The organism is Micromonospora sp. NPDC093244 (assembly GCF_040683695.1).
GTDB lineage: Bacteria > Actinomycetota > Actinomycetes > Mycobacteriales > Micromonosporaceae > Micromonospora.
The window spans coordinates 154,181-178,574 of record NZ_JBFBEO010000003.1; the positions used below are offsets into that span (position 1 = coordinate 154,181).

Sequence of the window (24,394 nt, forward strand, 5' to 3'; positions counted from 1 at the left end):
CATTGTCCACGGCGCTCCTCGGAGGCGGCGCGTTTCGCGTCGGAGAGCCCGATGGCACTCGGGGACGGCACCTGGCTCACCTGCGGCGAGGACCCCTTCCACCTCCTGCTGTGGAGTCGTGAGCCGGCACGTCCACAGTGATCGACACGAGTTCGGCGATATCGGGGTGCCCTGGAGGCGGGGTCACCCCGATATCGCCGAGCCGGAGCCGATTCCGTCAGGCAGGGACCGCCGTCGCCTTCTCGTCGTCGGAACGCCGCGCCGGCGTCTCGCCCTCGTCGTCGTGCTCGTCGAGCATGGTCGCCTCGTCGAACGGGTCGTCGCCGCGCAGCACCCCCGCCGCCCGGTCCCTGTCGAACTCGCCGGTCCAGGTGCCGACGAGCACTGTCGCCACGGCGTTGCCGGCGAAGTTCGTCAACGCCCGGGCCTCGGACATGAACCGGTCGATGCCGACGATCAGCCCGACCCCGTCGACGAGGTCCGGGCGGTGCGACTGGAGCCCGCCGGCGAGCGTGGCCAGCCCGGCGCCGGTGACGCCCGCCGCGCCCTTCGAGGCGATGACCATGAACAGCAGCAGCGAGATCTGCTCCCCGACGGCGAGCGGCTTGCCCAGCGCGTCGGCGATGAACAGCGACGCCATGGTCAGGTAGATCGCCGTGCCGTCGAGGTTGAACGAGTATCCGGTCGGCACCGTGATGCCGACGACGGGCTTGCTGACGCCGAAGTGCTCCATCTTGGCGATCAGCCGCGGCAGCGCCGACTCGGACGACGAGGTGGAGAGGATCAGCAGGAACTCCCGGCCCAGGTAGCGCAGCAGCGAGAAGATCGAGATCCTGGCGATGAACCAGAGCAGCGCGCCCAGGACCACGAGCACGAAGATCAGGCAGGTGGCGTAGAAGCCCACCATGATCTGGGCGAGGCTCTTGAGGGCGTCCACGCCTGTGGCGCCGACCACTGCCGCCATCGCGCCGAACGCGCCGATCGGCGCCAGCCACATGATCATGGCGAGGACCTTGAAGACGACCCGCTGGATGACGGCGATGGCCCCGAGCACCGGCTCACCGCGCCGACCCATCGCCTGCACGGCGAAGCCGACAAGCAGCGCGACAAGCAGCGTCTGGAGCACCTCGCCCTCGGTGAGCGCGGAGAACAGCGTCGTCGGGATGATGCCGAGCAGGAACTCCACGGTCCCGCCGGCCTCGTCGCCCGCGGCTGCCTTGCCGGCGCCGGCGAGGTCCGCACCGAGGTTCAGGCCGGAGCCGGGATGGATGAGGTTGCCGACGACCAGGCCGATGGCGAGCGCGACAGTCGACATGGTCAGGAAGTAGCCGAGGGCCAGGCCGCCGACCTTGCCGACCTTCGCGGCCTGCCGGACGGAGCCGACGCCGAGCACGATGGTGCAGAAGATGACCGGGCTGATCATCATCTTGATCAGGTTGACGAAGCCGGTGCCGATCGGCTTGAGTTCCTTGCCGAAATCGGGGGCGACCAGGCCGACCACGATGCCGGCGAGCACCGCCACGATGACGGCCAGATACAGGTAACGGGTACGGTCCCGGCGAGCCGACGGCTCCGCTGTGGTGGTGGCTGCGGTGGTGTCCATGGCGACAATGTGAAGCGCGTCTCACCCGTTGACAGCCTTGCGGTCATTCTGTTCACGGCGAAAACCCCAGGAGGTGGTGGAGGTGGCCCGACGCCAGTGGAGCATCGCGGGGCAACTCTTCGCCCTTCAGGCGATCGTGGTGACGCTACTCGTGCTGGCCGGCGCGGCCGGTGCCGTGTGGCTGGCCCGCAGCGACTCCCGCCAGGCGGCGCAGGAGGAGGTGCTGTCGGTGGCGCAGACAGTGGCCGGCTCCCCCGACGTCCGCGCGGCCCTCACGACCGCCGACCCGGCCGGCGTCCTGCAGCCGTACGCCGAATCGACCCGACTCGCGACGGGCACCGACTTCGTGGTGGTGATGGCCCCCGACCGCACCCGTTTCTCGCACCCCACCCGAGACCTGATCGGCAAGCCGTTCGTCGGGGAGATCGGACCCGCCCTGGCCGGCCGACCGTTCACCACCACCAACGTCGGCACGCTCGGCGAGTCGGTGCGCGCGGTCGTCCCGGTGTACGACGAGCGGCAGCGCATCGTCGGCCTGGTCTCGGTGGGCATCACCACCCGCGCGATCGACCGTAAGCTGCTCGGCCAGTTGCCTGTGCTCCTGGGTGTCGCCGCACCGGCGTTCGCCCTCGCCGCGACCGGTTCCTGGCTGCTCAGCCGGCGGCTGCGTCGCCAGACGCACGGTCTGGGACCGGCGCAGATGACCCGCATGTACGAGTACTACGACGCGGTCCTGCACTCGGTGCGCGAGGGTCTCGTGGTGCTGACCACCGACCGGCGGATCGCCCTGATCAACGACGAGGGCCGCCGGCTGCTGGGGCTGGACGCGGACACGCCGGTGATCGACCAGCCGGCCGCCGGGATCGACCTGCCGCCCGCCGTCGCCGACCTGCTCGGCTCCGGTCGTGACGCCCGCGACGAACCAGTCCTCGCCGGCGACCGGGTGCTCGTCGCCAACCAGCGGACCACCCGCTTCGAGGGCGCAGCGCTCGGCACCGTCCTGACTTTGCGCGACCAGACCGAGCTGCGCACCCTGGCCAGCGAGCTGGACTCGGTACGGGCGCTCACCGAGGCGTTGCAGGCGCAGACCCACGAGTCGGCCAACCGGCTGCACACCGTGCTGACCCTTGTCGAGCTGGGCCGCACCGAGGAGGCCGTACGGCTCGGCACCCGCGACCTGGCCCTCGCCCAGCAGCTGACCGACCGGGTGGTCGGCGCGGTCACCGAGCCGGCCCTGGCGGCGCTGCTGCTCGGCAAGTCCGCGCAGGCCGGCGAGCGCGGAGTGGACCTGGTCATCGAACCGGACTGCCGCCTCGACGACAGCCCACTGCCCAGCGGCGACCTGCTCACCGTGGTCGGCAACCTGGTCGACAACGCGCTCGAGGCGGTGGCCGGCACGCCGGCGCCCCGCCGGGTACGCGTCTTCGTCGGCGCGGTCGACGACGAACTGGTGGTGCGGGTCGCCGACAGCGGCCCCGGGCTGGCCCCGGAACGGGTGGCCGACGCGTTCCGGCGCGGCTGGTCCACCAAGAGCACAGGTCGCGGCCTCGGCCTGGCGCTCGTCGGGCAGGTGGTACGCCGGCACGGAGGCAGCTACGAGGTGGGCCGCTCGGACGACGGCGGCAGCCTGTTCACCGTCCGCCTGCCCGGTGGAGGTGAACGACGGTGACCGACATCCGGGTGCTCGTCGTCGAGGACGAACCGCTGCTGGCCGAGGCACATTCGGCGTACACGGAACGGGTTCCCGGTTTCGTGGTCGTCGGGGTGGCACACACGGCGCGGGCGGCGATGGCGGCCCTGCGCGCCAACGACGGCGGCGACGTGGACCTCGTACTCCTGGATTTTCGGCTGCCCGACCTGCACGGCCTGGACGTCTGCCGGGCGTTGCGGGCCGCCGGCAGCAGCGTCGACGTGCTGGCGGTGACGTCCGCGCGGGACCTCGCGGTGGTGCGCACCGCGGTGTCCCTCGGGGTGACCCACTACCTGCTCAAACCGTTCACGTTCGCCGCGTTCCGCGACAAGCTGGAACGGTACGCGGACTACCGCGCGCAGGCTCTCGCCGACGGTGAGGTGGCCGCGCAGCACGACGTGGACCGGATGTTCGCCACCCTGCGCGGCACCGCCGGGCACTCGCTGCCCAAGGGGCTGGACGCGCAGACCCTCAACCGGGTACGCGCCGCCCTGACCGACGGCACTGACGCCCAGGCGGGCCTGTCGGCGACCGAGGTGAGCGCGGCGACAGGGATCTCCCGGGTGACCGCCCGCCGCTACCTGGAGTACCTGGTGACGATCGACCGCGCGGTCCGCACCCCCCGCTACGGCACCCCCGGCCGCCCCGAGGTGGAGTACCGCCCCCGCTGACCCCGTCGATCTTGCACTTTCTGCGGGGACCTTTGGCCGCAACAGCGACATTTCTTGAACAGCAACTGCAAGATCGACGGGGGTGGGGGCGGGGAATTCCGTGGCGGGGTGGGAAGCCGTTGTTAGAATTCGCGGGTTGGGTTCGCGGCACGACCAGGGAGACCAGACATGGCGGGTGACGACGACATCTCCGGGTGAGACCGGATGTGTTCGGCCACCGTTCGGCGCGCATTGGCGCAGCTGGCGTGGCCATTTGTCGTTCCACCGGTTCCCGTTGTCGTCGGGCAGCCTCGGCGCGCCCACCCCACCCTTGAGGTCACTCGCATGTCTGACGCGTTCATCGTCTGCTCGAACCTGTCCTTCTCCTGGCCGGACGACACCCCTGTCTTCTCCGAGCTGTCCTTCACCGTCCCGGGCGGTCGCACCGGCCTGGTCGCCCCCAACGGCGCCGGCAAGAGCACGCTGCTGCGGCTGATCGCCGGTGAGCTGCGGCCCAGCGGCGGCAGCATCACCGTCGACGGCCCGCTCGGCTACCTGCCGCAGACGCTGCCGCTGGCCGGCGACCTGGCCGTGGCGCAGGTGCTCGGCGTCGCCGAACGGATCGCGGCGCTGCACGCCATCGAGGCAGGCGACGCCAGCGAGGAACACTTCGCCACCATCGGCGACGACTGGGACATCGAGGAGCGCACCCGCGCCGAACTGGACCGGCTCGGCCTGGGCGAGCTGTCGCTCGACCGTCCGCTGCACACCCTCAGCGGCGGCCAGGCGATCTCCCTGGGCCTGGCGGCGCAACTGCTCCGACGCCCGGACGTGCTGCTGCTCGACGAGCCGACCAACAACCTCGACCTGGATGCCCGGCACAAGCTCTACGACGTCCTCACCGACTGGTCGGGATGCCTGCTGCTGGTCAGCCACGACCGGGAACTGCTGGACCGGATGGACCGCATCGCCGAGCTGGAACAGGGCGAGATCACCTGGTACGGGGGCGACTTCACCGCGTACACCGAGGCGGTGCAGGCCGCGCGGGAGGTGGCCGAGAGCAACATGCGCAACGCCGAGCAGGAGGTCAAGCGGGAGAAGCGGGAGATGCAGCAGGCCCGCGAACGCGCCGACCGGCGGGCCAGCAACGCCTCCAAGAACCTGAAGAACGCCGGGCTCGCCCGGATCGTCGCCGGCGGCCTCAAGCGCAGCGCGCAGGAGTCGGCCGGCAGGGCGCAGGAGACGCACTCCAACCGGCTCGGGCAGGCCAGGTCCCGACTCGACGAGGCCGGCCGGGCGCTCCGCGAGGAGGACCGGATCACCGTCGACCTGCCGGGCACCACCGTCCCGAGTGGTCGCACGGTCTTCTCCGGTACGGGAATGCAGGCCCGCTTCGACGACCGGGACCTGTTCGGCGGCGACGGCGCCGACCTGGTGATCCGGGGACCGGAGCGGATCGCGCTCACCGGGGCGAACGGTGCCGGCAAGTCGACACTGCTGCGCCTCGTCAACGGTGACCTCGAACCGGCCGGCGGCGAGATCCGGCGGGCGGACGGACGGATCGCGTACCTGTCGCAGCGGCTGGACCTGCTGGACCTCGACCGCACGGTCGCGGAGAACTTCGCCGAGTACGCGCCGAGCCTGCCCGACGCGCGGCGGATGAACCTGCTCGCCCGGTTCCTGTTCCGGGGCTCGCGGGTGAACCTGCCAGTCGGGGTGCTCTCCGGCGGCGAACGGCTGCGCGCCACCCTCGCCTGCGTGCTCTGCGCCGAGCCGGCACCGCAACTGCTGCTGCTCGACGAGCCGACGAACAACCTGGACCTGGTGAGCGTCGGGCAGTTGGAGAGCGCGCTGTCCGCGTACCAGGGGGCGTTCGTGGTGGTCAGCCACGACGAACGGTTCCTCGCCGAGATCGGCGTGCGGCGCTGGTTGCGGCTGGCCGACGGCCAGCTGCGGGAGATCGCGGCCCCCGACCGGGGCTGACCCCCGACGGCCGTGCGCGGCCCGGCCGGATTCCGGCCGGGCCGCGACCCGGCTCAGCTCACGTTGGCCGGGCCGAGGACGCTCTTCAGGTCACCCATCAGCGCGGTGGTCGCCGCGACCCGGAACGGACCCAGCCGCAGGGTGGTGGTACGACCACCATTGAGCAGCTTGACGTGCACCTCCGTGTCGCCGGGGTGCAGCACCAGGGTCTCCTTGAGGCGTTCCACGAGCGGTGGCGTGCACCTGTGCACCGGAATGGTCAGGGTGACCGGCTTGTTGGTGGCGCTGGTGCTGACGTCCGGCATGGACATGTCCATCGCCATGATGCGTGGGGTGTCGTCGCGGCGGTCCACGCGGCCCTTGACCACCACGATGGCGTCCTCGGCGATGTACTGCCCGATCACCTCGTACGTGTTGGGGAAGAACAGGGTCTCCACCCCACCGGCCAGGTCCTCAAGGGTGGCCGACGCCCACGCCCGGCCCTGCTTGGTGACCCGCCGCTGCACCCCGGAGAGGATGCCGGCGAGGGTGACCACCGCCCCGTCGGGCACCGCGCCGTCCTCGGCGAGGGAGGCGATCGTGGTGTCCGCCGCCGCGTTGAGGATGTGCTCCAGGCCGAACAGCGGGTGGTCCGAGACGTACAGGCCGAGCATCTCGCGTTCGAAGGCCAGCTTGTCGCGCTTGTCCCACTCGCTGTCGCCGATCACCGGCATCACGGTCGTGCTGCCCGTGTCGGCGTCGCCGAAGCCGGCGCCGAACAGGTCGTACTGGCCGACGGCCTCCTTGCGCTTGACGTCGGCGTACGCGTCGATGGCGTCCGCGTGCACCGCGAGCAGGCCCTTACGCGGGTGGTTCAGCGAGTCGAACGCCCCCGCCTTGATCAGCGATTCGATCGTCTTCTTGTTGCAGACCACCGCGTCCACCTTGGACAGGAAGTCGTAGAAGTCGGTGTAGTCGCCCTTCTCCTGGCGGCAGCGCATGATCGAGGCGACCACGTTCGCGCCGACGTTGCGGACGGCGGCCAGGCCGAAGCGGATGTCCTTGCCGACCGGGGTGAACGGCCCGGCCGAGGTGTTCACGTCCGGTGGCAGCACCTGGATGCGCATCCGGCGGCACTCGGACAGGTAGAGCGCCATCTTGTCCTTGTCGTCACCGACGGACGTCAGCAGCCCGGCCATGTACTCGGCCGGGTAGTGCGCCTTGAGGTACGCCGTCCAGTAGGAGACCAGCCCGTACGCGGCGGAGTGCGCCTTGTTGAAGGCGTACCCGGCGAACGGGACCAGGACGTCCCACACGGCCTGGATCGCCTCGTCGGAGTAGCCGCGCTCGCGGCAGCCGTCCCGGAAGGGGATGAACTCCTTGTCGAGGATCTCCTTCTTCTTCTTACCCATGGCCCGGCGCAGCAGGTCCGCCTGACCGAGGGTGTAGCCGGCGAGGATCTGCGCGGCGCGCTGCACCTGCTCCTGGTAGACGATCAGGCCGTGGGTGGGCGCCAGGATCTCCCGCAGCGGCTCCTCCAGCTCCGGGTGGATCGGCGTGATCTCCTGGAGGCCGTTCTTGCGCAGCGCGTAGTTCGTGTGCGAGTCGACGCCCATCGGGCCCGGCCGGTACAGCGCCAGGACTGCGGAGATGTCCTCGAAGTTGTCAGGCTTCATCAACCGCAGCAGCGAGCGCATCGGCCCGCCGTCGAGCTGGAAGACACCAAGGGTGTCGCCGCGTGCCAGCAGCTCGTAGGCCGCCGGATCGTCCAGCGGCAGACCCAGCAGGTCGAGCTTGAGGCCGTGGTTCAGCTCGATGTTCTTGACCGCGTCGTCGATGATCGTCAGGTTGCGCAGGCCGAGGAAGTCCATCTTCAACAGCCCGAGCGACTCGCAGGTCGGGTAGTCGAACTGGGTGATGATCGCCCCGTCGGCGTCGCGGCGCATCAGCGGGATGTGCTCGATGATCGGCTCGGCGGACATGATGACGCCGGCGGCGTGCACACCTGTCTGCCGGATCAGCCCCTCGATGCCCTTGGCCGTGTCGATCACCTTGCGCACGTCCGGGTCGGAGTCGTACAGGCCGCGGATCTCGCCGGCTTCGGCGTAGCGGGGGTGCTTGGAGTCGAAGATGCCGGTGAGCGGGATGTCCTTGCCCATCACTGCGGGCGGCATCGCCTTGGTGATCCGGTCGCCGACCGCGTACGGGAAACCCAGCACCCGGGCGGAGTCCTTGATCGCGGCCTTCGCCTTGATCGTGCCGAAGGTCGCGATCTGGGCGACCTTGTCCTCACCCCACTTGTCGGTGACGTACTTGATCACCTCACCGCGCCGACGCTCGTCGAAGTCGATGTCGACATCCGGCATCGAGACACGCTCGGGGTTGAGGAACCGCTCGAAGATCAGGCCGTGCTGGATCGGGTCCAGGTCGGTGATGCCCAGCGCGTACGCCACGAGCGAGCCGGCAGCTGAGCCACGACCCGGACCCACCGCGATGCCCTGCTTCTTCGCCCACTGGATGAAGTCGGCGACCACGAGGAAGTACGACGGGAAGCCCATCTGGTTGATGACGCCCAGCTCGTACTCGGCCTGCACGACGTGGCCCTCGGGGATGCCGTTCGGGTAGCGGCGGGCCAGCCCGGCGAACGTCTCCTTGCGGAACCACGACTCCTCGGTCTCCCCCTCGGGCACCGGGAAGCGCGGCATCAGGTTGTGGAACTCGAACATGCCCTTCGGGTCGACCTTCTCGGCCACCAGCAGGGTGTTGCGGCAGCCCTCCAGCCAGACGTCGGAGGAGTCGACGGCGCGCATCTCGTCGGCGGACTTGATGTAGTAGCCGCTGCCGCCGAACTTGAACCGGTTGGGGTCGGCCACGTTGCTGCCGGTCTGCACGCAGAGCAGCACGTCGTGCGCCTCAGACTGGACCTCGTGGGTGTAGTGCGAGTCGTTGGTGACCACCGGCGGGATGTCGAGCTTGCGACCGATCTCCAGCAGCCCGTCACGGACCCGCTTCTCGATGTCGAGGCCGTGGTCCATGATCTCCAGGAAGTAGTTCTCCTTGCCGAAGATCTCCTGGTACTTCGCCGCCGCCTGCAGGGCCTGGGCGCTCTGGCCGAGCCGCAGCCGGGTCTGCACCTCGCCGGACGGGCAGCCGGTGGTCGCCATCAGCCCCTCCGAGAACTCCGCGAGCAGCTCGGTGTCCATCCGGGGCCACTTGACGAAGAAGCCGTCGGTGTAGGCCCGGGAGGTGAGCTTGAACAGGTTGTGCAGGCCGGTCCTGTTGCGGGCCCAGATGGTCTTGTGGGTGTAGCCGCCGCTGCCCGAGACGTCGTCGCTCTTCTGCTCCGGTCGACCCCACCGCACCCGCTTCTTGTGGAACCGCGACTCCGGGGCGACGTACGCCTCGATGCCGAGGATCGGGGTGACGCCGGCCGCCATGGCCTGCTTGTAGAAGTCGTTCGCGCCGTGCATGTTGCCGTGGTCGGTCATCGCCACCGCCGGCATGCCCTGCCGCTTGACCTCGGCGAACAGGTCCTTCAACCGGGCCGCTCCGTCGAGCATCGAGTACTCGGTGTGCACGTGCAGATGCGCGAACGAATCGGCCATGCGTGGCGCCCCCCGGCGGTGTGGATCTTGTTGGTCGGAGCCGACCGGCACCTACCCTACCGACGTGATCTCGACGGCTCCACCGGCCGCGCCGCCCGTGTGTCGGCGGCCTCGGTCCTGGACACGACGATCCGCTCAGAGGTCCATCGCGTAGACCCGGACCCGGCGGCCGGTGTCCGGCTGTACGGTCTCGCGCTCCAGCGACATCCCCAGCTTGACCATCACCCGCGCGGACGCCTCGTTGCCGACGACGTGGATGCTGACCAGTCGCCGCAGGCCGAGCTCGGCACGAGCGTGGGCGACGACCGCCCGGGCCGCCTCGGTGGCCAGACCCCGGCCCCAGTACGCGCGGCCGAGCCGCCAGCCGATCTCCACCGCCGGCATGATCTCGGGCAGGAAGGTCGGCACCGCCAGTCCGGTGAAACCAGCCAGCTCGCCCGTCCCTCTGATCTCCACCGCGTACAGGCCGAAGCCGCGCTCGTCCCAGTGCCGCCGGTAGGTGGCCAGACGCTCCGCGGTCGCGGCCCGGTCCAGGGTGCGGCCGTCATGGATGTAGCGCATCACCTCGGGGTGCGCGTTGACCGCGGCGAACCCGTCCAGATCATCGCTGTGCCAGCGGCGCAGCAGCAGCCGCGGAGTATCCAGGGACCGGGTATGAAGAGGGCCTGTCAGGCGAGTCTCACCGTGCTCCACCGGCTGGACGTTACCCGTTGAGCGACAGCCGGGGCGTCCCGCAGGACCGACCGGTCCGGCCGGGCCCGCGCCCCCTCGACGTCGGCGGATGAGCCTAGGCTCGTCAGCATGGCGAGGTACTACGACGTGCACCCGGAGAACCCCCAGCCCCGGATCATCGGCCAGGTCGCCGACCTGATCCGCGGTGGAGGGCTGGTCGCCTATCCGACGGATTCCTGTTACGCGTTCGGCATCCAGCTGGGCAACCAGGACGGGTTGGACCGGATCCGGCAGATCCGCCACCTCGACGACAGGCACCACTTCACCCTGGTCTGCCGGGACTTCGCGCAGCTCGGCCAGTTCGTCCAGATCAGCAATGCGGTGTTCCGGCTGGTCAAGGCGTCCACCCCGGGCAGTTACACGTTCATCCTGCCGGCCACCCGTGAGGTGCCCCGCCGGATGCTGCACCCCAGAAAGCGCACAGTCGGTGTCCGCGTACCCCGGCACACGGTGACCCAGGCGCTGCTGGCCGAGCTGGCCGAGCCGCTGGTGTCGAGCACGCTTGTGCTTCCCGGCGACGACGAGCCGATGACCCAGGGCTGGGAGATCAAGGAACGGCTCGACCACCAGCTCGACGCGGTGCTGGACGCCGGCGACTGCGGCAAGGAGCCGACGACGGTGATCGACCTGTCCGGATTGGAGCCGGAGATCCTGCGCCGGGGCGCGGGAGACGTGTCCCGCTTCGAGTAGCACGGACGACGCGGCGAACGCGTTCCCCCTCGACCACCTGGCCCGACGCCCCCTGGGCGCCGGGCCACTCTCGTGTGCGCCCTCCTTTGCTCTGCTGCCACACCCGCACCGCCCGGCAGCGACCTGGGTGGCGCATCCGCAGCAGCAGTGCAAAGGAGGACCGGAGGCCTGGTCGGAGGGCCTGCGCGCCCCCGTCGCCGGGCCGAACTTCCGGCCGCCGCCGCACACCCTGGCAGACGCGACGTTATTGGCGTAGACAACAGTGTGTGCCACACAGTATGGTGTGACACATGGTTAGCGAGGACGTTCTACGGACGCATCTGCAGGAGCTGCGTCGAGGCACCGTCGTGGTGGCCAGCCTGGTGGCGCTCCGCCGACCGGACTACGGCTACGCACTACTGCAGAGGCTCACCGATCACGGCTTCCCGGTGGACGCCAACACCCTCTACCCACTGCTGCGCCGCCTGGAGGACCAGGGGCTGCTCACCAGCGAGTGGAACACCGAGGAGAGCCGGCCGCGCAAGTTCTACCGGACCAGCGACGAGGGCGAGTCGATGCTGAGCCGGCTTCTCGACGACCTCGCCGCCGTGCAGACCTCCATCACCGGGCTTATCCAAGGAGTCGACCGATGAACACCCTGACCGACCGGTACCTCGCCGCCACCCTGCGCTCGGTGCCCGCCCAGCGCCGCGACGAGATCGCCACCGAGTTGCGCGCCTCCATCGGCGACATGATCGACGACCGCACCAGCGGGGGCGCCGACGTCGCCACCGCCGAGCGGGAGGTGCTCACCGAGCTGGGCAACCCCGATCTGCTGGCCGCCCGGTACGCCGACCGTCGACTGCAACTCCTCGGCCCGACGTACTACCTGATCTGGTGGCGGCTGATGAAGCTGCTGCTCAGTCTCATCCCGGCGATCGTCGGCACGATCGTCGCCATCGTCGAGGTCGCCGAGGGCAAGGGCTTCGGCGCCATCGGGCCCGGCCTCGTCGCGGCCATGCAGACAGGGGTGCAGATCGCCTTCTGGCTCACCCTGACCTTCGTCCTCATCGACCGGTTCCAACCCGCCGTCGACCTGCCGGACTGGACCGTCGACCAGCTCCCCGACGTACCGGCACACCGGGACATCTCCCTGGTCGAGACCATCGCGTCCGTGGTCATGCTGGCAGCAACCATCGCGTACGTACCGTTGCAGCACTACCGGTCCTTCGTACGCGGCACCGACGGCGACAACATCCCGGTCCTCGACCCGGCACTCTGGTCGTTCTGGCTGCCGGCGTTGATGGTCGTCCTGCTCGCCAGCGCGGTCTTCGAGATCGTCAAGTACCGGATCGGCCGCTGGAGCTGGCCGCTGTACGGGACCAAGGCCCTGCTCAACCTGGCGTTCTCGGTGCCGGTGGTGTGGCTGGCCCTCACCGACCGGCTGCTCAACCCGGCCCTCGGCGAGCGCCTGGCCTGGTTGGCCGACGCGGACAACCGCAACACGCTCGGGGCCACGATCGCGGTGGGCGTGGCCGTGATCATGGTGTGGGATCTGATCGACACCGCCTTGAAGACGCGCCGCCAGGCGGTGTGAGCGACACCGGACACGGCGGCCCGGCGCGTACCCCGCGCCGGGCCGCCGCCCGTGGACGTGACCCGGGCCGCACCGACCCGCCAGGTCTGCCGGTACGGCGGCTGACGTGGCATCGTTCCCGGATGGCAGTCGTCGCAGAGCGAGAGGAATGGCACCGGCCCGGGCCGACGCCGCGGCAGCGCCGCAACGACGTGTGGCTCGGGCTGGCGGTGACCGGGCTGGCGCTGGTCAGCCTCACGCTGGCCCGCAGCACCGGGGCGTTCCAGCTGGGTCCGCCCCCGTCCGGGCCGGAGCAACTGTTCTGGACCGTCGCGGTGACCCTGCCGCTGATCTGGCGCCGACGCTGGCCGGCCGCCACGCTGCTGGTCGTCTCGGGGGCGTTCATCGCCGCGCAGGCACGGTCGGCCCCGGAGACCCAGTTCTCCTCGTGGGCCCTGTTCTGCGCCCTCTACACCCTCGGCGCGTGGGGGCCCGACCACCTGTTGGCCCGCCGGCTGCGGATCGGCGTGATCGCCACGATGTTCGCCTGGCTGGGCGTCTACTACGCGGTGAAGATCGACCACATCCCGCCGGACGCGTTCGCCGACGCGGTCGGGCCGGTGCCGCCGGTCCTCGCCGCGATGGTCACCGGCGTCCTGGCCAACGTGCTCGTCTTCGGGTTCGCGTACTTCTTCGGCGAGACCGCCTGGGTGGCCGCACGACGCGAGCACGAGCTTCGCGAACAGGCCGAGGACCTGCGCCGCTCCCAGGCCGAGTCCCGGGAACGGGCGGTCCTCGGTGAACGGGTCCGGATCGCCAGGGAACTGCACGACGTGGTCGCCCACCACGTGTCGGTGATGGGGGTGCAGGCGTCCGCCTGCCGGCGGGTGTTCGACCGCGACCCCGGCAAGGCCCGCACGGCGCTCACCGCCATCGAGCAGAGCGCCCGCACGGCCGTCGACGAGCTGCGCCGGATGCTCGGCGTGCTGCGCGCCCCCGGCGGCGCCGACGTCGAACAGCCCACGGCCGGCGACGTCGAGCGGATCGCCGAGCTGGTCGAGCGGGCGCGGGCCGCGGGTCTGACGGCCACCCTCGGGGTGTACGGCGACCCCGTCGCGCTGCCCGAATCGGTGTCGCAGGCGGCCTACCGGGTGACGCAGGAGGCGGTCACCAACACGCTGAAGCACGCCGGGGCGGGCCTGCTGGACGTGCGGGTCCGGTACCTGGCCCGGGAGATGGAGGTCGACGTGACAGACGACGGGCGACCCGGCCGACCCGACGCCGCCGGGCTCGGCCTGATCGGCATGCGCGAGCGGGTCACCGCCCACGACGGCGAACTGGAGGCCGGCCCCCGCGCCGGCGGCGGTTGGCGGGTACGCGCCCGCTTCCCGCTCGCGGAGCAGCCGGCCGGGCGCCGGGAGAGCACCGACGAGCGGTCCGTGACCTCCGGCGCGGGGCGGTAGGCGTGAGCGCCGAACGGGGTACCCCCATCCGGGTGCTGCTCGCCGACGACCAGCACCTCGTACGCACCGGCTTCCGGGTCATCCTCGAGGTGGAGGACGACATCGAGGTGGTCGGCGAGGCCGCCGACGGCGAGCGTGCCGTCACCATGGCCCGCGCCACCCGACCCGACGTGGTGCTGATGGACGTCGAGATGCCCGGGATGGACGGGCTGGAGGCCACCCGGCAGATCACCGGCGACGGGCCCGGCGCTCCCGCGGTGCTGATCCTCACCACCTTCGACCGCGACGACTACCTGTTCGCCGCCCTGCGGGCCGGGGCCAGCGGCTTCCTGCTCAAGAACGGCACACCTGAGGAACTGGTCGAGGCGATCCAGGTGCTCGCCCGGGGCGACGGCCTGCTCGCCCCGGAGATCACCCGTCGGGTGATCTCCACCTTCGCCCGCCCCGGTGACCCGTCCGGCACCGCCCACCGGGGGCCGGACGCCGACGCCGCGCTGCGGGAGCTGACCCCGCGCGAGTCCGAGGTGCTGGTGCTGCTCGCCGCCGGGGCGAGCAACGCCGAGATCGCCGTCGAGATGCACCTCGGCGAGGCGACTGTGAAAACCCACGTGAGCCGGGTGCTCGCCAAGCTCGGCCTGCGCGACCGGGTCCAGGCGGTGGTCTTCGCGTACGAGAACGGGGTCGTACGCCCCGGCGGCTGACCGGCATCCGTCGCGGGACGGACCCCACGAGTCAGCCCTCGGGCGGATGGCGCGCGGACGTACCCGATCTAGCGTGGGGCTCGTGACCAGCACGCTGCGCCTGGACGGCGTCGACCGCAGCTTCGGCGACCGGCAGGTACTCAGGAACGTGTCCTTCGAGGTGGCCGCCGGCCGGATGACCGGCTTCGTGGGTGCCAACGGCGCCGGCAAGACCACCTCCATGCGCATCATCCTGGGCGTACTCGCCCCGGACGCGGGTGAGGTGAGCTGGGGCGGCAGGAAGCTGACCCGGCAGGACCGGCGGCGCTTCGGCTACATGCCGGAGGAGCGGGGTCTCTACCCCAAGATGACCACGCGCGAGCAGGTGACCTACCTGGGCCGGTTGCACGGCCTGGACGCGGCCGCCGCGCGACGCGCCACCGACACCCTGCTGGAACGGGTCGGTCTCGGCGAGCGGGGCGACGACCTGCTGGAGACGCTGTCGCTGGGCAACCAGCAGCGCGCCCAGATCGCCGCCGCCCTGGTGCACGATCCGGAGGTGCTGGTGCTCGACGAGCCGTTCTCCGGGCTGGACCCGCTGGCCGTCGACACGGTCGTCGCCGTGCTGCGGGAACGGGCCTCCGCCGGAGCGCCGGTGCTCTTCTCCAGCCACCAGCTCGACGTGGTCGAGCGGCTCTGCGACGACCTGGTCATCATCGCCGACGGGGCGATCCGGGCCGCCGGCAGTCGACGGCAGCTCCGCGACACGTACACCGTGCCCCGCTACGAACTCGTCGTGGCGACCGACGCCGGCTGGGTCCGCGACGAGCCCGGCGTGACCCTGGTCGAGCTGGACGGCGCCCGTGTCGTGTTCGACCTGCCGGCGGGCGCCGACGAACAGTCCGTGCTGCACGCCGCCCTGGCCCGCGGCCCGGTCCGCGCCTTCCGCCCGGTCAGCCCCTCGCTCACCGAGATCTTCCGAGAGGTCACCCAGTGAACGTCACCCAGGCCACCCGGCTGGTCGCCGAACGCGAGATCCGGGTCAAGCTGCGCGACCGTACCTTCCTGTTCGGCACGCTGTTCTTCCTGCTGATCGCCGCGGCGGGTACGGTCCTGCCGCCGCTGCTCGCCGGCGGGCCGGAGAGCGTGGCGGTCACCCAGCAGGCCGCCGGTCCGCTGCGGGACGCCGGACTCGACGTCCGCGTGGTGGCCGACGACCGGGCCGCCGAACAGGCCGTGCGTGACGGTGACGTGGACGCCGCGGTGGTGTCCGGACCGAAGGTGCTCGCCATGGACGAGACCCCGAACGACGTGGTCCGGGCGTTGAGCAGCGCGCCTCCGGTGCAACTGCTCGACCCCGACGCGGTCGACCCGGTGGTGGCGTTCCTGGTGCCGTTCGTCTTCGCGTTCGTCTTCTTCATCACCTCGCAGACGTTCGGCCTGCAGATCGCGCAGAGCGTCACCGAGGAGAAGCAGACCCGGATCGTGGAGATCCTGGTGGCCGCCGTCCCGGTACGGGCGCTGCTGGCCGGCAAGGTGGTGGCGGGGGCGCTGCTGGCGCTGGGGCAGATCGCGCTGATCGGCGTGGTCACGGTGATCGGCATGCGGATCGGCGACAGCGGCGGGCTGCTCACGCTACTCGCCCCGGCGATCGGCTGGTTCGTGCCGTTCTTCCTGCTCGGCTTCGTGCTCCTGGCCGCGATGTGGGCAGCCGCCGGGGCCCTGGTCAACAGGCAGGAGGACATCGCCGGGGTGTCGACCCCCGTGCAGCTCGCGGTGATGCTGCCGTTCTTCGCGGTGATCTTCCTGAACGACAACGACACCGCGATGCGGGTGCTGTCCTACCTGCCGTTCTCGTCGCCCACCGCCATGCCGCTGCGACTGTTCACCGGGGACGCGGCAGGCTGGGAGCCGTTCGTCTCGCTCGCCGTCCTGCTGGCCGCCGCCGGAGCGTTCCTCGTCGGCGGCGCGCGGATCTACGAGGGGTCGCTGCTGCGGACCAACGGCCGCACGTCGCTGCGGACGGCGTGGCGGGAGCGCGAGACCATCGGCTGAGCCGACGGTCAGCGGGCCGGTGGCACCGTGTCCCAGCCGGCGGGCAGCGGGGGCGCCGTCCAGGCCGGGTCGGGCCGCCACCGCGCCCACGCCGGGTCCCACCAGCGCTCGCCGGCGTCGAGCAACGCGGCGATCCGGTCCCCCTCACCCCGGATCGCGTCCGCCATGCCCGGGTAACGCCCCTCGACGAGGCGCTGGGCGAACATCTCCACGTCCTTCCAGACGTACCCGTCGGCGTCCGCGGCCCACCACAGGTCCAGCTCGTGGTCGAGGGTGTCCACCCCGATCGGCGTACGCCGCAGCGGGTCCTGGAGGTTGAAGTACCAGCCGGCGAAGTCGCGCCGCGGCCCCGTCCAGAACACGTCGACCGAGTGCGCCTCACCGGGGCGGTGCAGCATCACCTTGCCGTGCCCCGACCACGCCCGGTGCCCCGCGGTCTCCCACGGGTGCCGCCCACACGGGAAGTCACCGGCCTGCGGGAAGCCGAACTCGGCCCCCGGCGGGAGGTAGAGGGCCAGCAGGTCGGGCGAGTCCTCGATGCAGATCGTCGGGCAGCCGAACCACACCTCGCCCCGCAGGACCTCGCGCCGGACGACCACGTCGCCCGGCGCGAACCGTCGTGCCACAGCCCTGCTCAGGCGTCCACCGCCGCCATCACGTCGTCGCTGACGTCGAAGTTCGCGTAGACGTTCTGCACGTCGTCGCAGTCCTCCAGGACGTCGATCAACTTGAAGACCTTGCGGGCGCCCTCCTCGTCCAGCGGAACGTTCATGCTGGGGATGAGGGAGGACTCGGCCGACTCGTACTCGATGCCGGCGTCCTGCAGGGCGGTGCGCACACCGATCAGGTCGGTCGGCTCGGAGACCACCTCGTACGCCTCACCGATGTCATTGACCTCCTCGGCGCCGGCGTCCAGGACGGCCATCATCACGTCGTCCTCGGTGGTGCCCTCCTTGGGGACGATCACCACGCCCTTGCGGGAGAACATGTACGACACCGAGCCGGCGTCGGCGAGGGACCCGCCGTTGCGGGTCAGCGCGGTGCGCACCTCGGTCGCCGCGCGGTTGCGGTTGTCGGTGAGGCACTCGATGAGCATCGCCACACCGTTGGGGCCGTACCCCTCGTACATGATCGTCTGCCAGTCGGCGCCGCCGGCCTCCAGGCCGGAGCCGCGCTTGACGGCGCGGTCGATGTTGTCGTTCGGCACCGAGCTCTTCTTCGCCTTCTGGATGGCGTCGTAGAGCGTCGGGTTGCCGGCGGGGTCGCCACCGCCGGTCCGCGCGGCCACCTCGACGTTCTTGATCAGCTTGGCGAACATCTTGCCGCGCTTGGCGTCGATGACGGCCTTCTTGTGCTTGGTCGTCGCCCACTTTGAGTGGCCGGACATCTTCTACCTCCGTTGCTACCCGCCGTCTGCATCGACCGCACCGCTCACGCCCCACTCCCGCCGGCGCACGCGGAGGTGCCGGTCAGCTCTGGCGGAAGCCGTGGCGGGCAGATGGCCCTGCCGAATCTCCGCAATCCTACCGACGTCCCCCGGGTCGCTGTCATGCACCGCGCGCGCCGACCCCGCCCCGCCCGCCCGGACCGGGGCAGACGGGACGAAATCCGCGATGTGTTACGACCCCACCAGCGCCCCATCCGCCTGACGAAGCACCCGCGACCAGGTCACGACCTCGGCGAGCATCGTGGACAGCTCCGCCTCCCGGCCATCACCAGGCGCGAAGCGGCCGGCGGTCCGGTCACCAGGGTCGGCCCCGGTGAAGTCGAAGTCGGTGAAGATCGACAGCGCCACTCCGGTCGGCACCACCACCGTCCGCACCTCGGTCAGGATCGCCCGCAGGTGATCGGCGGCCCGGGTCCCACCCTGTACGCCGTAGCTCAGCACCCCGGCCACCTTGCCGGCCCACTCCGCGTACAGGAAGTCGATGCCGTTCTTGAGCGCTGCCGGTATCGAGCGGTTGTAGTCCGGTGTGACGAAGACGAAGGCGTCGTAGCCGTCCACCACATCCGCCCACCGCCGGGTGTGCGGATGCCGGTAGTCGCCGAACAGCGCCGGCACCGGCTCGTCCAACAGTGGTAACGCCTGCTCGGCGAGGTCCACCAGCGCGAAGGCGGCGTCCCCGGCGCGTACTGCCTCGTGCCGCCCGGCCACCTCCATGACCCAACGGGCGACCGCCGCGCCGCGCCGGCCCGGGCGGGTGCTGCCCACGATCACACCGATCCGCAGCGGTCCTGTGCTCTGTGCGTTTCTCATGCACCGACCCTGCGAGCCACGCGGCGGTGGGGGGAGACCGCCGCGAGGATGGCCCTGCCAGGGCCACCCACCGGCCCACGCCGACTGCCAGACTGGCTCCGTGATGGACGGAGAGCTGGGCGCCTTCCTGCGCAGTCGCCGCGAGGCACTGCGGCCGGCCGAGGTCGGCCTCCCCGAGGGCCCCCGCCGGCGCACCCCCGGGCTGCGCCGAGCCGAGCTGGCGACGTTGGCGCAGGTCAGTGTGGAATACCTGACCCGACTGGAACAGGGCCGCGACACCCGGCCATCGCCGGAGATCCTCGCCGCGCTCGCCGACGCGCTACGCCTGGACAGCGCCGACCGGGAACACCTGCGGCGCCTCGCCTCGGCCCAGCACGCCCGACAGCTCTGCTCGGGCGACCGGCCGACGGTGTCCCGCACCGCCCGGCCGACGGTCCGCGCGATGCTCGACGCGCTGCGCGACACCCCGGCGTACGTGCTCAACCGGCTCGGCGACGTACTGGCCTGGAACGGGCCGTTCGACGTGCTCGCCCGCCCGCTCGGCCTGCTGGACGGGTCCCGACCGAACCTGGTCTGGTTCGTGCTGGCCGACGAGCGGGCCCGTGCGCACTATCCGCAGTGGTCGGTGCTGGCCGACCAGCAGGTCGCGGAGCTGCACCTGCTGCGCCGGGGCGATCCGACCAGCGACGCCTTCGCCGAGCGGCTGGCCCGTACGGTGGGCGCGCCGTTCGTCGACCGTTGGCGGCGGCGACCGGTCACCGCCGCGCGTACCGGCCTGCTGACGGTGCGCCATCCGGAGGCGGGTCTGTTGCGCCTCAACGTCGAGACCCTGGAGCTGGCCGACGCCGACCCGCAGCGCCTGGTGGTGCAGTTGCCCGCCGACGCCGCCACGGCGGTCGCGCTCGACCAACTGGTCGGCCGCCGACCGGGTCACCTGCGCGCGGTCGCCGGCTGAGCGAACGGGTCACGCCGTCAGGCGGCGGCGCGGACCAGGTCCACGAAGTACGCGTGCACGCGCGGGTCGCCGGTCAGCTCGGGGTGGAACGAGGTGGCCAGCAGGTTGCCCTGGCGTACGGCCACGATCCGGTCGGTGGCCGGCCCTCCGGTGACCGTGCCGATCACCTCGACCCCGGCGCCGACCCGCTCGACCCACGGCGCCCTGATGAAGACGGCGTGGAACGGCTCCCCCGCCACCCCGTCGATCTCCACCGGCGCCTCGAACGAGTCGACCTGGCGGCCGAACGCGTTGCGCCGGACTGTCATCTCGATGCCGGCGAAGCCCCGCTGGTCCGCTCGGCCGTCGAGCACCTCGGCGGCCAGCATGATCATGCCGGCGCAGGAGCCGTAGACCGGCATCCCGCCGGCGATTCGCTTGTCGATCGGCTCGCGCATCTCGAAGATGTCGACGAGTTTGCTGATGGTCGTGGACTCCCCGCCGGGGATCACCAGCCCGTCGACCGCGTCCAGCTCGGCCGGACGCCGGACCGGTCGGGCGTCCGCGCCCGCCGCGGCCAGCGCCGCGACGTGCTCGCGGACGTCGCCCTGGAGCGCGAGCACACCGATCACGGGTACGGCCACTGTCGCACCGTTCCTCTCGTTGCCGTTCCCGTTGTCAGGAAGGTGCCCTTCCTATACACCAGGCGTTAATAAGGTGCCCTTCCTTACTCACCAGCCGCGCTCGGCCAGGCGGTGCGGCTGCGGGATCTCGTCCACGTTGATGCCGACCATCGCCTCACCGAGACCGCGGGAGACCTTCGCCAGCACGTCCGGGTCGTCGTGGAAGGTGGTGGCCTTGACGATCGCGGCGGCCCGCTGGGCCGGGTTGCCGGCCTTGAAGATGCCCGAGCCGACGAAGACGCCCTCCGCGCCGAGCTGCATCATCATCGCCGCGTCCGCCGGGGTGGCGATCCCGCCCGCGGTGAACAGCACCACCGGCAGCTTGCCGCTCTCGGCGACCTCCTTGACCAGCTCGTACGGGGCCTGCAACTCCTTGGCCGCGACGTACAGCTCGTCGGCGGGCAGCGAGGAGAGCCGGCGGATCTCCTGTCGGATCCTCCGCATGTGGGTGGTGGCGTTCGAGACGTCACCGGTGCCGGCCTCACCCTTGGAGCGGATCATGGCCGCGCCCTCGGTGATCCGGCGCAGCGCCTCGCCCAGGTTGGTCGCGCCACACACGAAGGGGACCGTGAACGCCCACTTGTCGATGTGGTTGGCGTAGTCGGCCGGGGTCAGGACCTCGGACTCGTCCACGTAGTCCACGCCCAGCGACTGGAGGATCCGCGCCTCCACGAAGTGCCCGATGCGGGCCTTGGCCATCACCGGGATGGAGACGGCCTCGATGATCCCGTCGATCATGTCGGGGTCGCTCATCCGCGACACCCCGCCCTGCGCGCGGATGTCGGCGGGCACCCGCTCCAGGGCCATCACCGCGACCGCGCCCGCGTCCTCGGCGATCTTGGCCTGCTCGGCGTTGACCACATCCATGATCACGCCACCCTTGAGCATCTCGGCCATGCCCCGCTTCACGCGAGCGGTGCCGACGACGGGGGTGGTGCCGGTGGTCGGGGCAGGGGTCTCAGACACGGCTCATCGCTCCTCGGACGTGCGGTGGGGGTGGCAGAAAAAATGCTACGTACGGCACAACGCCACACCGACAGCCAATCAACCCCCCGGTGGCCTGCGGTGTGGCACCGCTCACCGCCCCGGGGTCAGCTCGCGGGCACGTCCGCCGGCACCGTCAGGGTCGGGTCGTCGATGTCGAAGTACCGCGGCCACTCGTGACCCCGCCCCATCCGCAACAACCGCACAAGCGGACGGCTGCGCGCCGAACGGGCGTCCCGGACCAGATCGGTGTGCACCTGCCGGGACAGCGCCAGCCGGCGACTCGCGGCGATCACCGCCCCGCAGTCCGGATCGGCCGGGTCCAACCGCACCGACCGCAGCTGCCGGGTCAGGTCGTTCTCCGCCGCCTCCCGCTCCTCGGGCCGCGCGTCGAGCGCGATGCGCGCCGCCGCGTACAACTCGACGCCGAAGCGGCGCTCCGCGAGCACGGCCGCGGCCGCCGCCCGGCGCAACAGGTGGGCGTCGAGAGCCCGGGCCGCCAGCTCCGCGCGGCCCTGCAGTCGCTCGACCCGACCGGCGGTCCAGATGAGGTACGCCGCGACCAGCCCCACGACCACGCTCCCGGCCACCACCCACCACATGTGCGGCATCGTAGTGCTGCTCCGTTCGCCTCCGATTGGGCGCGCTCACCCCGGTCCGCACCGGTCACGATCGCACCATCCGTCACACCGGCTCAGCCCAGCCCCACCCACTCCTGGTCGATGACCCGCCCGTCGGTCGCCTCGATCGCCGCTGCGTATACCTCCAGGACACGGCGGGCAACCACAGGCCAGTCGAAATTCGCCACCACCTGGTCGCCGCAGGCGCTCAGGGCCGCCCGGCCGGCCGGATCGTCCAACAGCTCGCCCACCGCGTCCCGCAGCCCCACCGGATCGCCGGTCGGGAACAGCCGCCCCGCCCTCCCACCGTCGAGCACCCGCCGGAACGCGTCCAGGTCGCTGGCGACCACAGTCGTACCGGCCGCCAGGGCCTCGGTGAGGATCATGCCGAACGACTCGCCGCCGGTGTTCGGCGCGACGTAGAGGTGCACACTTCGCAGCATCCGCGCCTTGTCCGGTTCGGTGACCAGACCGAGGAAGGTCACCCGCTCGTGCAGCTCGGGCGGGAACTGGTCGTACAGGTCGTCGGGGTCACCGGGGCCGGCCACCAGCAGCCGCAGCCCGGGCCGCGTGCCGGCAAGTGCCACGAACGCGTCGCGCAGCACCGGGAAACCCTTGCGCGCCTCGGTGAAACGGCCCAGAAAGCCCAGCGTGCCGCCCGTACCCGTGGCGCACTCCCCCGGCCAGCCCGGCAACGGCTCCGCGTCGGCGAACTTCGCCACCGCCACCCCGTTGGGGATCTCCACGGCGCCGCCGTCCATGTGCTCGACCTGCACCTTGCGGGCCAGCGCGCTCACCGCGATGCGGGCGGTGATCCGCTCCAGCACGATCTGGAGCACACCCTGGGCGGCCGCCAGCACCCGCGAGCGGGTCATCGCGGTGTGGAACGTGGCCACCACCGGCCCCCGCGCGGAGAGCACGGCCAGTAGCGACAGGCTCAACGTGAGCGGCTCGTGCACGTGCAGCACGTCGAAGTCGCCGTTGGTGATCCAACGTCGGACCCGGGCCGTGGAGACCGGCCCGAACGCGATCCGGGCCACCGACCCGTTGTACGGCAGCGGCACCGCCCGCCCGGCCGACACCACGTACGGCGGCAGCGGGGAGTCCTCGTCGGCCGGGGCCAGCACGCTCACCTCGTGACCGAGGGCGATCAGCGCCTCCGCGAGGTCCATCACGTGGTTCTGCACGCCGCCGGGGACGTCGAAGGAGTACGGGCAGACGATGCCGATACGCATGCGTCAGCGCCCCTCGTCCGCGGGACACCGTCCCACAGTGCCCACCCCCTTCAGGACCGGCCGGCGGACGACGGGGGCAGCGCCGTGCCGCCCCCCGACCTCCGCTGGTCCAGCCACATCCGCTGCAACATGTGCCAGTCTTCCGGATGCCTGGCGATACCCGCCGCCAGACGGTCGGCGATCAGCTGCGTCACCGAACGGACACGCTGGTCCAAAGGCCCCGCCTCGGGCCCCGGCACCGGCAGCGGACCGGCGAGCGACGCACACGCCGCGTCCGGTTCGTACCACATCGAGGCCACGTAGAGCGGCGCGCCGGTGTGCAGCGCCAACAGCGCCGGCCCGGCCGGCATCCGGGTCCTCCCGCCGAAGAAGTCCACTTCCACGCCACGGGCGGAGAGGTCCCGGTCGGCAAGCAGCGGCACCACCGCACCGGCCCGGACGCGGTCCAGCAGCACGTCGAACGCCGGACGCGGCCCACCGTGGGTCGGCAGGATCTCCATCCCCAGGCCCTCCCGGAAGGCCATGAAGCGCTCGTACACGGCCTCCGGCTTGAGCCTCTCCATGACCGTGGCGATCGGCCAACCGGTGGCCGCCACCCAGGCGCCCGCGGCGTCCCAGTTGCCGGCGTGCGGCAGCGCCACCACCGCGCCCCGGCCGGCGGCCACGTCGGCGGCGAGCAGTTCGGCGCCGTCGAGCCGGAAATTGGACAGGATCTGCGACCGGCTCAACGCGGGCAGCCGGAACGCCTCCATCCAGTACCGGGCGTACGAGCGCAGCCCGCGCCTGACAAGATCGTCCAGCTCGGCCTCGGGCAGTTCCGGGCCGACCACCCGGCGCAGGTTCGCGCGCAGGCGCTCCGTACCCCCGCCGCCGCGTCGATGGGCGCGGTCCGCGCCCGCTTGGAACGCCGCAGCCACCAGCGGCCGCGGCAACGCGCGGACGACCCGCCAGCCGGCGACGTAGCCCAGCTCGGTGAGGTTCACGCGACCCGGCCGC

The 24,394-nt window shown here is 71.3% G+C and carries 22 protein-coding genes; 11 read left to right on the forward strand and 11 right to left on the reverse strand.

What is annotated here, in order from left to right; genetic code table 11:
* Positions 1-217 precede the first annotated feature (217 nt).
* Complete coding sequence (locus AB0N27_RS19290; RefSeq protein WP_364371251.1) at positions 218-1,603, reverse strand: cation:dicarboxylase symporter family transporter; 1,386 nt, start codon at positions 1,601-1,603, stop codon at positions 218-220.
* Between the two features lie 82 nt (positions 1,604-1,685).
* On the opposite strand from AB0N27_RS19290, the gene AB0N27_RS19295 reads away from it, so the two are divergent.
* The 3 genes from AB0N27_RS19295 to abc-f all read left to right on the forward strand — a co-directional run bounded on the left by AB0N27_RS19295 (position 1,686) and on the right by abc-f (position 5,926).
* Positions 1,686-3,272 (forward strand): sensor histidine kinase, encoded by a 1,587-nt coding sequence (locus AB0N27_RS19295; protein ID WP_364371254.1) that lies wholly within the window; start codon positions 1,686-1,688, stop codon positions 3,270-3,272.
* Positions 3,269-3,964, forward strand: coding sequence for a response regulator (locus AB0N27_RS19300; RefSeq protein WP_364371257.1), 696 nt, complete (start codon positions 3,269-3,271; stop codon positions 3,962-3,964). The genes AB0N27_RS19295 and AB0N27_RS19300 overlap by 4 nt, the downstream gene beginning before the upstream one ends.
* A 324-nt stretch (positions 3,965-4,288) precedes the next feature.
* Entirely contained in the window at positions 4,289-5,926 is a 1,638-nt protein-coding gene (gene abc-f / locus AB0N27_RS19305) for a ribosomal protection-like ABC-F family protein (RefSeq protein ID WP_364371260.1), read from the forward strand.
* A 53-nt stretch (positions 5,927-5,979) separates the two neighbouring features.
* On the opposite strand, the gene dnaE is transcribed toward abc-f, so the two are convergent.
* Positions 5,980-9,510, reverse strand: coding sequence for a DNA polymerase III subunit alpha (gene dnaE / locus AB0N27_RS19310; protein ID WP_364371264.1), 3,531 nt, complete (start codon positions 9,508-9,510; stop codon positions 5,980-5,982).
* 135 nt (positions 9,511-9,645) lie between these two features.
* Entirely contained in the window at positions 9,646-10,203 is a 558-nt protein-coding gene (locus tag AB0N27_RS19315; protein WP_364371267.1) for a GNAT family N-acetyltransferase, read from the reverse strand.
* 108 nt (positions 10,204-10,311) lie between these two features.
* On the opposite strand from AB0N27_RS19315, the gene AB0N27_RS19320 reads away from it, so the two are divergent.
* The 7 genes from AB0N27_RS19320 (at position 10,312) to AB0N27_RS19350 (ending at position 16,685) form a co-directional block, all read left to right on the forward strand.
* Positions 10,312-10,932: an L-threonylcarbamoyladenylate synthase gene (locus AB0N27_RS19320; RefSeq protein WP_364371271.1), complete on the forward strand. Its 621-nt coding sequence runs from the start codon at positions 10,312-10,314 to the stop codon at positions 10,930-10,932.
* Between the two features lie 290 nt (positions 10,933-11,222).
* Positions 11,223-11,564: a PadR family transcriptional regulator gene (locus AB0N27_RS19325; RefSeq protein WP_110564981.1), complete on the forward strand. Its 342-nt coding sequence runs from the start codon at positions 11,223-11,225 to the stop codon at positions 11,562-11,564.
* Positions 11,561-12,508, forward strand: a complete 948-nt coding sequence (locus AB0N27_RS19330; protein WP_364371276.1) for a permease prefix domain 1-containing protein — start codon at positions 11,561-11,563, stop codon at positions 12,506-12,508. The genes AB0N27_RS19325 and AB0N27_RS19330 overlap by 4 nt, the downstream gene beginning before the upstream one ends.
* A 122-nt stretch (positions 12,509-12,630) precedes the next feature.
* Positions 12,631-13,950 carry a sensor histidine kinase gene (locus AB0N27_RS19335; protein ID WP_364371279.1) on the forward strand — a complete coding sequence of 440 codons (1,320 nt, stop codon included), beginning with the start codon at positions 12,631-12,633 and terminating at the stop codon, positions 13,948-13,950.
* 2 nt (positions 13,951-13,952) lie between these two features.
* On the forward strand, positions 13,953-14,651 hold the full coding sequence (locus tag AB0N27_RS19340) for a response regulator transcription factor (protein WP_364371282.1): 699 nt from the start codon (positions 13,953-13,955) through the stop codon (positions 14,649-14,651).
* Positions 14,652-14,733: 82 nt separating this feature from the next.
* Positions 14,734-15,627 carry an ATP-binding cassette domain-containing protein gene (locus tag AB0N27_RS19345; protein ID WP_364371285.1) on the forward strand — a complete coding sequence of 298 codons (894 nt, stop codon included), beginning with the start codon at positions 14,734-14,736 and terminating at the stop codon, positions 15,625-15,627.
* Positions 15,624-16,685: an ABC transporter permease gene (locus AB0N27_RS19350; RefSeq protein ID WP_364371288.1), complete on the forward strand. Its 1,062-nt coding sequence runs from the start codon at positions 15,624-15,626 to the stop codon at positions 16,683-16,685. Before AB0N27_RS19345 ends, AB0N27_RS19350 begins: the two co-directional genes overlap by 4 nt.
* A gap of 8 nt (positions 16,686-16,693) precedes the next feature.
* Here AB0N27_RS19350 and AB0N27_RS19355 read toward each other — a convergent pair whose 3' ends face one another.
* From AB0N27_RS19355 to AB0N27_RS19365, 3 genes are all read right to left on the reverse strand, one after another.
* Positions 16,694-17,311: a DUF402 domain-containing protein gene (locus tag AB0N27_RS19355; protein ID WP_364371290.1), complete on the reverse strand. Its 618-nt coding sequence runs from the start codon at positions 17,309-17,311 to the stop codon at positions 16,694-16,696.
* An 8-nt stretch (positions 17,312-17,319) separates the two neighbouring features.
* Positions 17,320-18,072 (reverse strand): YebC/PmpR family DNA-binding transcriptional regulator, encoded by a 753-nt coding sequence (locus tag AB0N27_RS19360; RefSeq protein WP_364371293.1) that lies wholly within the window; start codon positions 18,070-18,072, stop codon positions 17,320-17,322.
* A gap of 231 nt (positions 18,073-18,303) precedes the next feature.
* Positions 18,304-18,942, reverse strand: a complete 639-nt coding sequence (locus AB0N27_RS19365) for an NAD(P)H-dependent oxidoreductase (protein WP_364371296.1) — start codon at positions 18,940-18,942, stop codon at positions 18,304-18,306.
* A gap of 103 nt (positions 18,943-19,045) precedes the next feature.
* On the opposite strand from AB0N27_RS19365, the gene AB0N27_RS19370 reads away from it, so the two are divergent.
* Positions 19,046-19,897, forward strand: a complete 852-nt coding sequence (locus tag AB0N27_RS19370) for a helix-turn-helix transcriptional regulator (RefSeq protein ID WP_364372113.1) — start codon at positions 19,046-19,048, stop codon at positions 19,895-19,897.
* A gap of 17 nt (positions 19,898-19,914) precedes the next feature.
* Here AB0N27_RS19370 and pdxT read toward each other — a convergent pair whose 3' ends face one another.
* The 5 genes from pdxT to AB0N27_RS19395 all read right to left on the reverse strand — a co-directional run bounded on the left by pdxT (position 19,915) and on the right by AB0N27_RS19395 (position 24,381).
* Positions 19,915-20,520, reverse strand: a complete 606-nt coding sequence (gene pdxT / locus AB0N27_RS19375) for a pyridoxal 5'-phosphate synthase glutaminase subunit PdxT (protein WP_364371299.1) — start codon at positions 20,518-20,520, stop codon at positions 19,915-19,917.
* Positions 20,521-20,607: 87 nt separating this feature from the next.
* Positions 20,608-21,525 (reverse strand): pyridoxal 5'-phosphate synthase lyase subunit PdxS, encoded by a 918-nt coding sequence (gene pdxS, locus AB0N27_RS19380; protein WP_364371303.1) that lies wholly within the window; start codon positions 21,523-21,525, stop codon positions 20,608-20,610.
* A 125-nt stretch (positions 21,526-21,650) separates the two neighbouring features.
* Positions 21,651-22,154 carry a hypothetical protein gene (locus AB0N27_RS19385; RefSeq protein WP_364371306.1) on the reverse strand — a complete coding sequence of 168 codons (504 nt, stop codon included), beginning with the start codon at positions 22,152-22,154 and terminating at the stop codon, positions 21,651-21,653.
* Between the two features lie 83 nt (positions 22,155-22,237).
* Positions 22,238-23,398, reverse strand: a complete 1,161-nt coding sequence (locus AB0N27_RS19390) for a glycosyltransferase family 4 protein (protein WP_364371309.1) — start codon at positions 23,396-23,398, stop codon at positions 22,238-22,240.
* 50 nt (positions 23,399-23,448) lie between these two features.
* A complete protein-coding gene (locus AB0N27_RS19395) occupies positions 23,449-24,381 on the reverse strand; it encodes a phosphatidylinositol mannoside acyltransferase (RefSeq protein WP_364371312.1) in 933 nt (310 codons plus the stop codon).
* Positions 24,382-24,394: the final 13 nt, after the last annotated feature.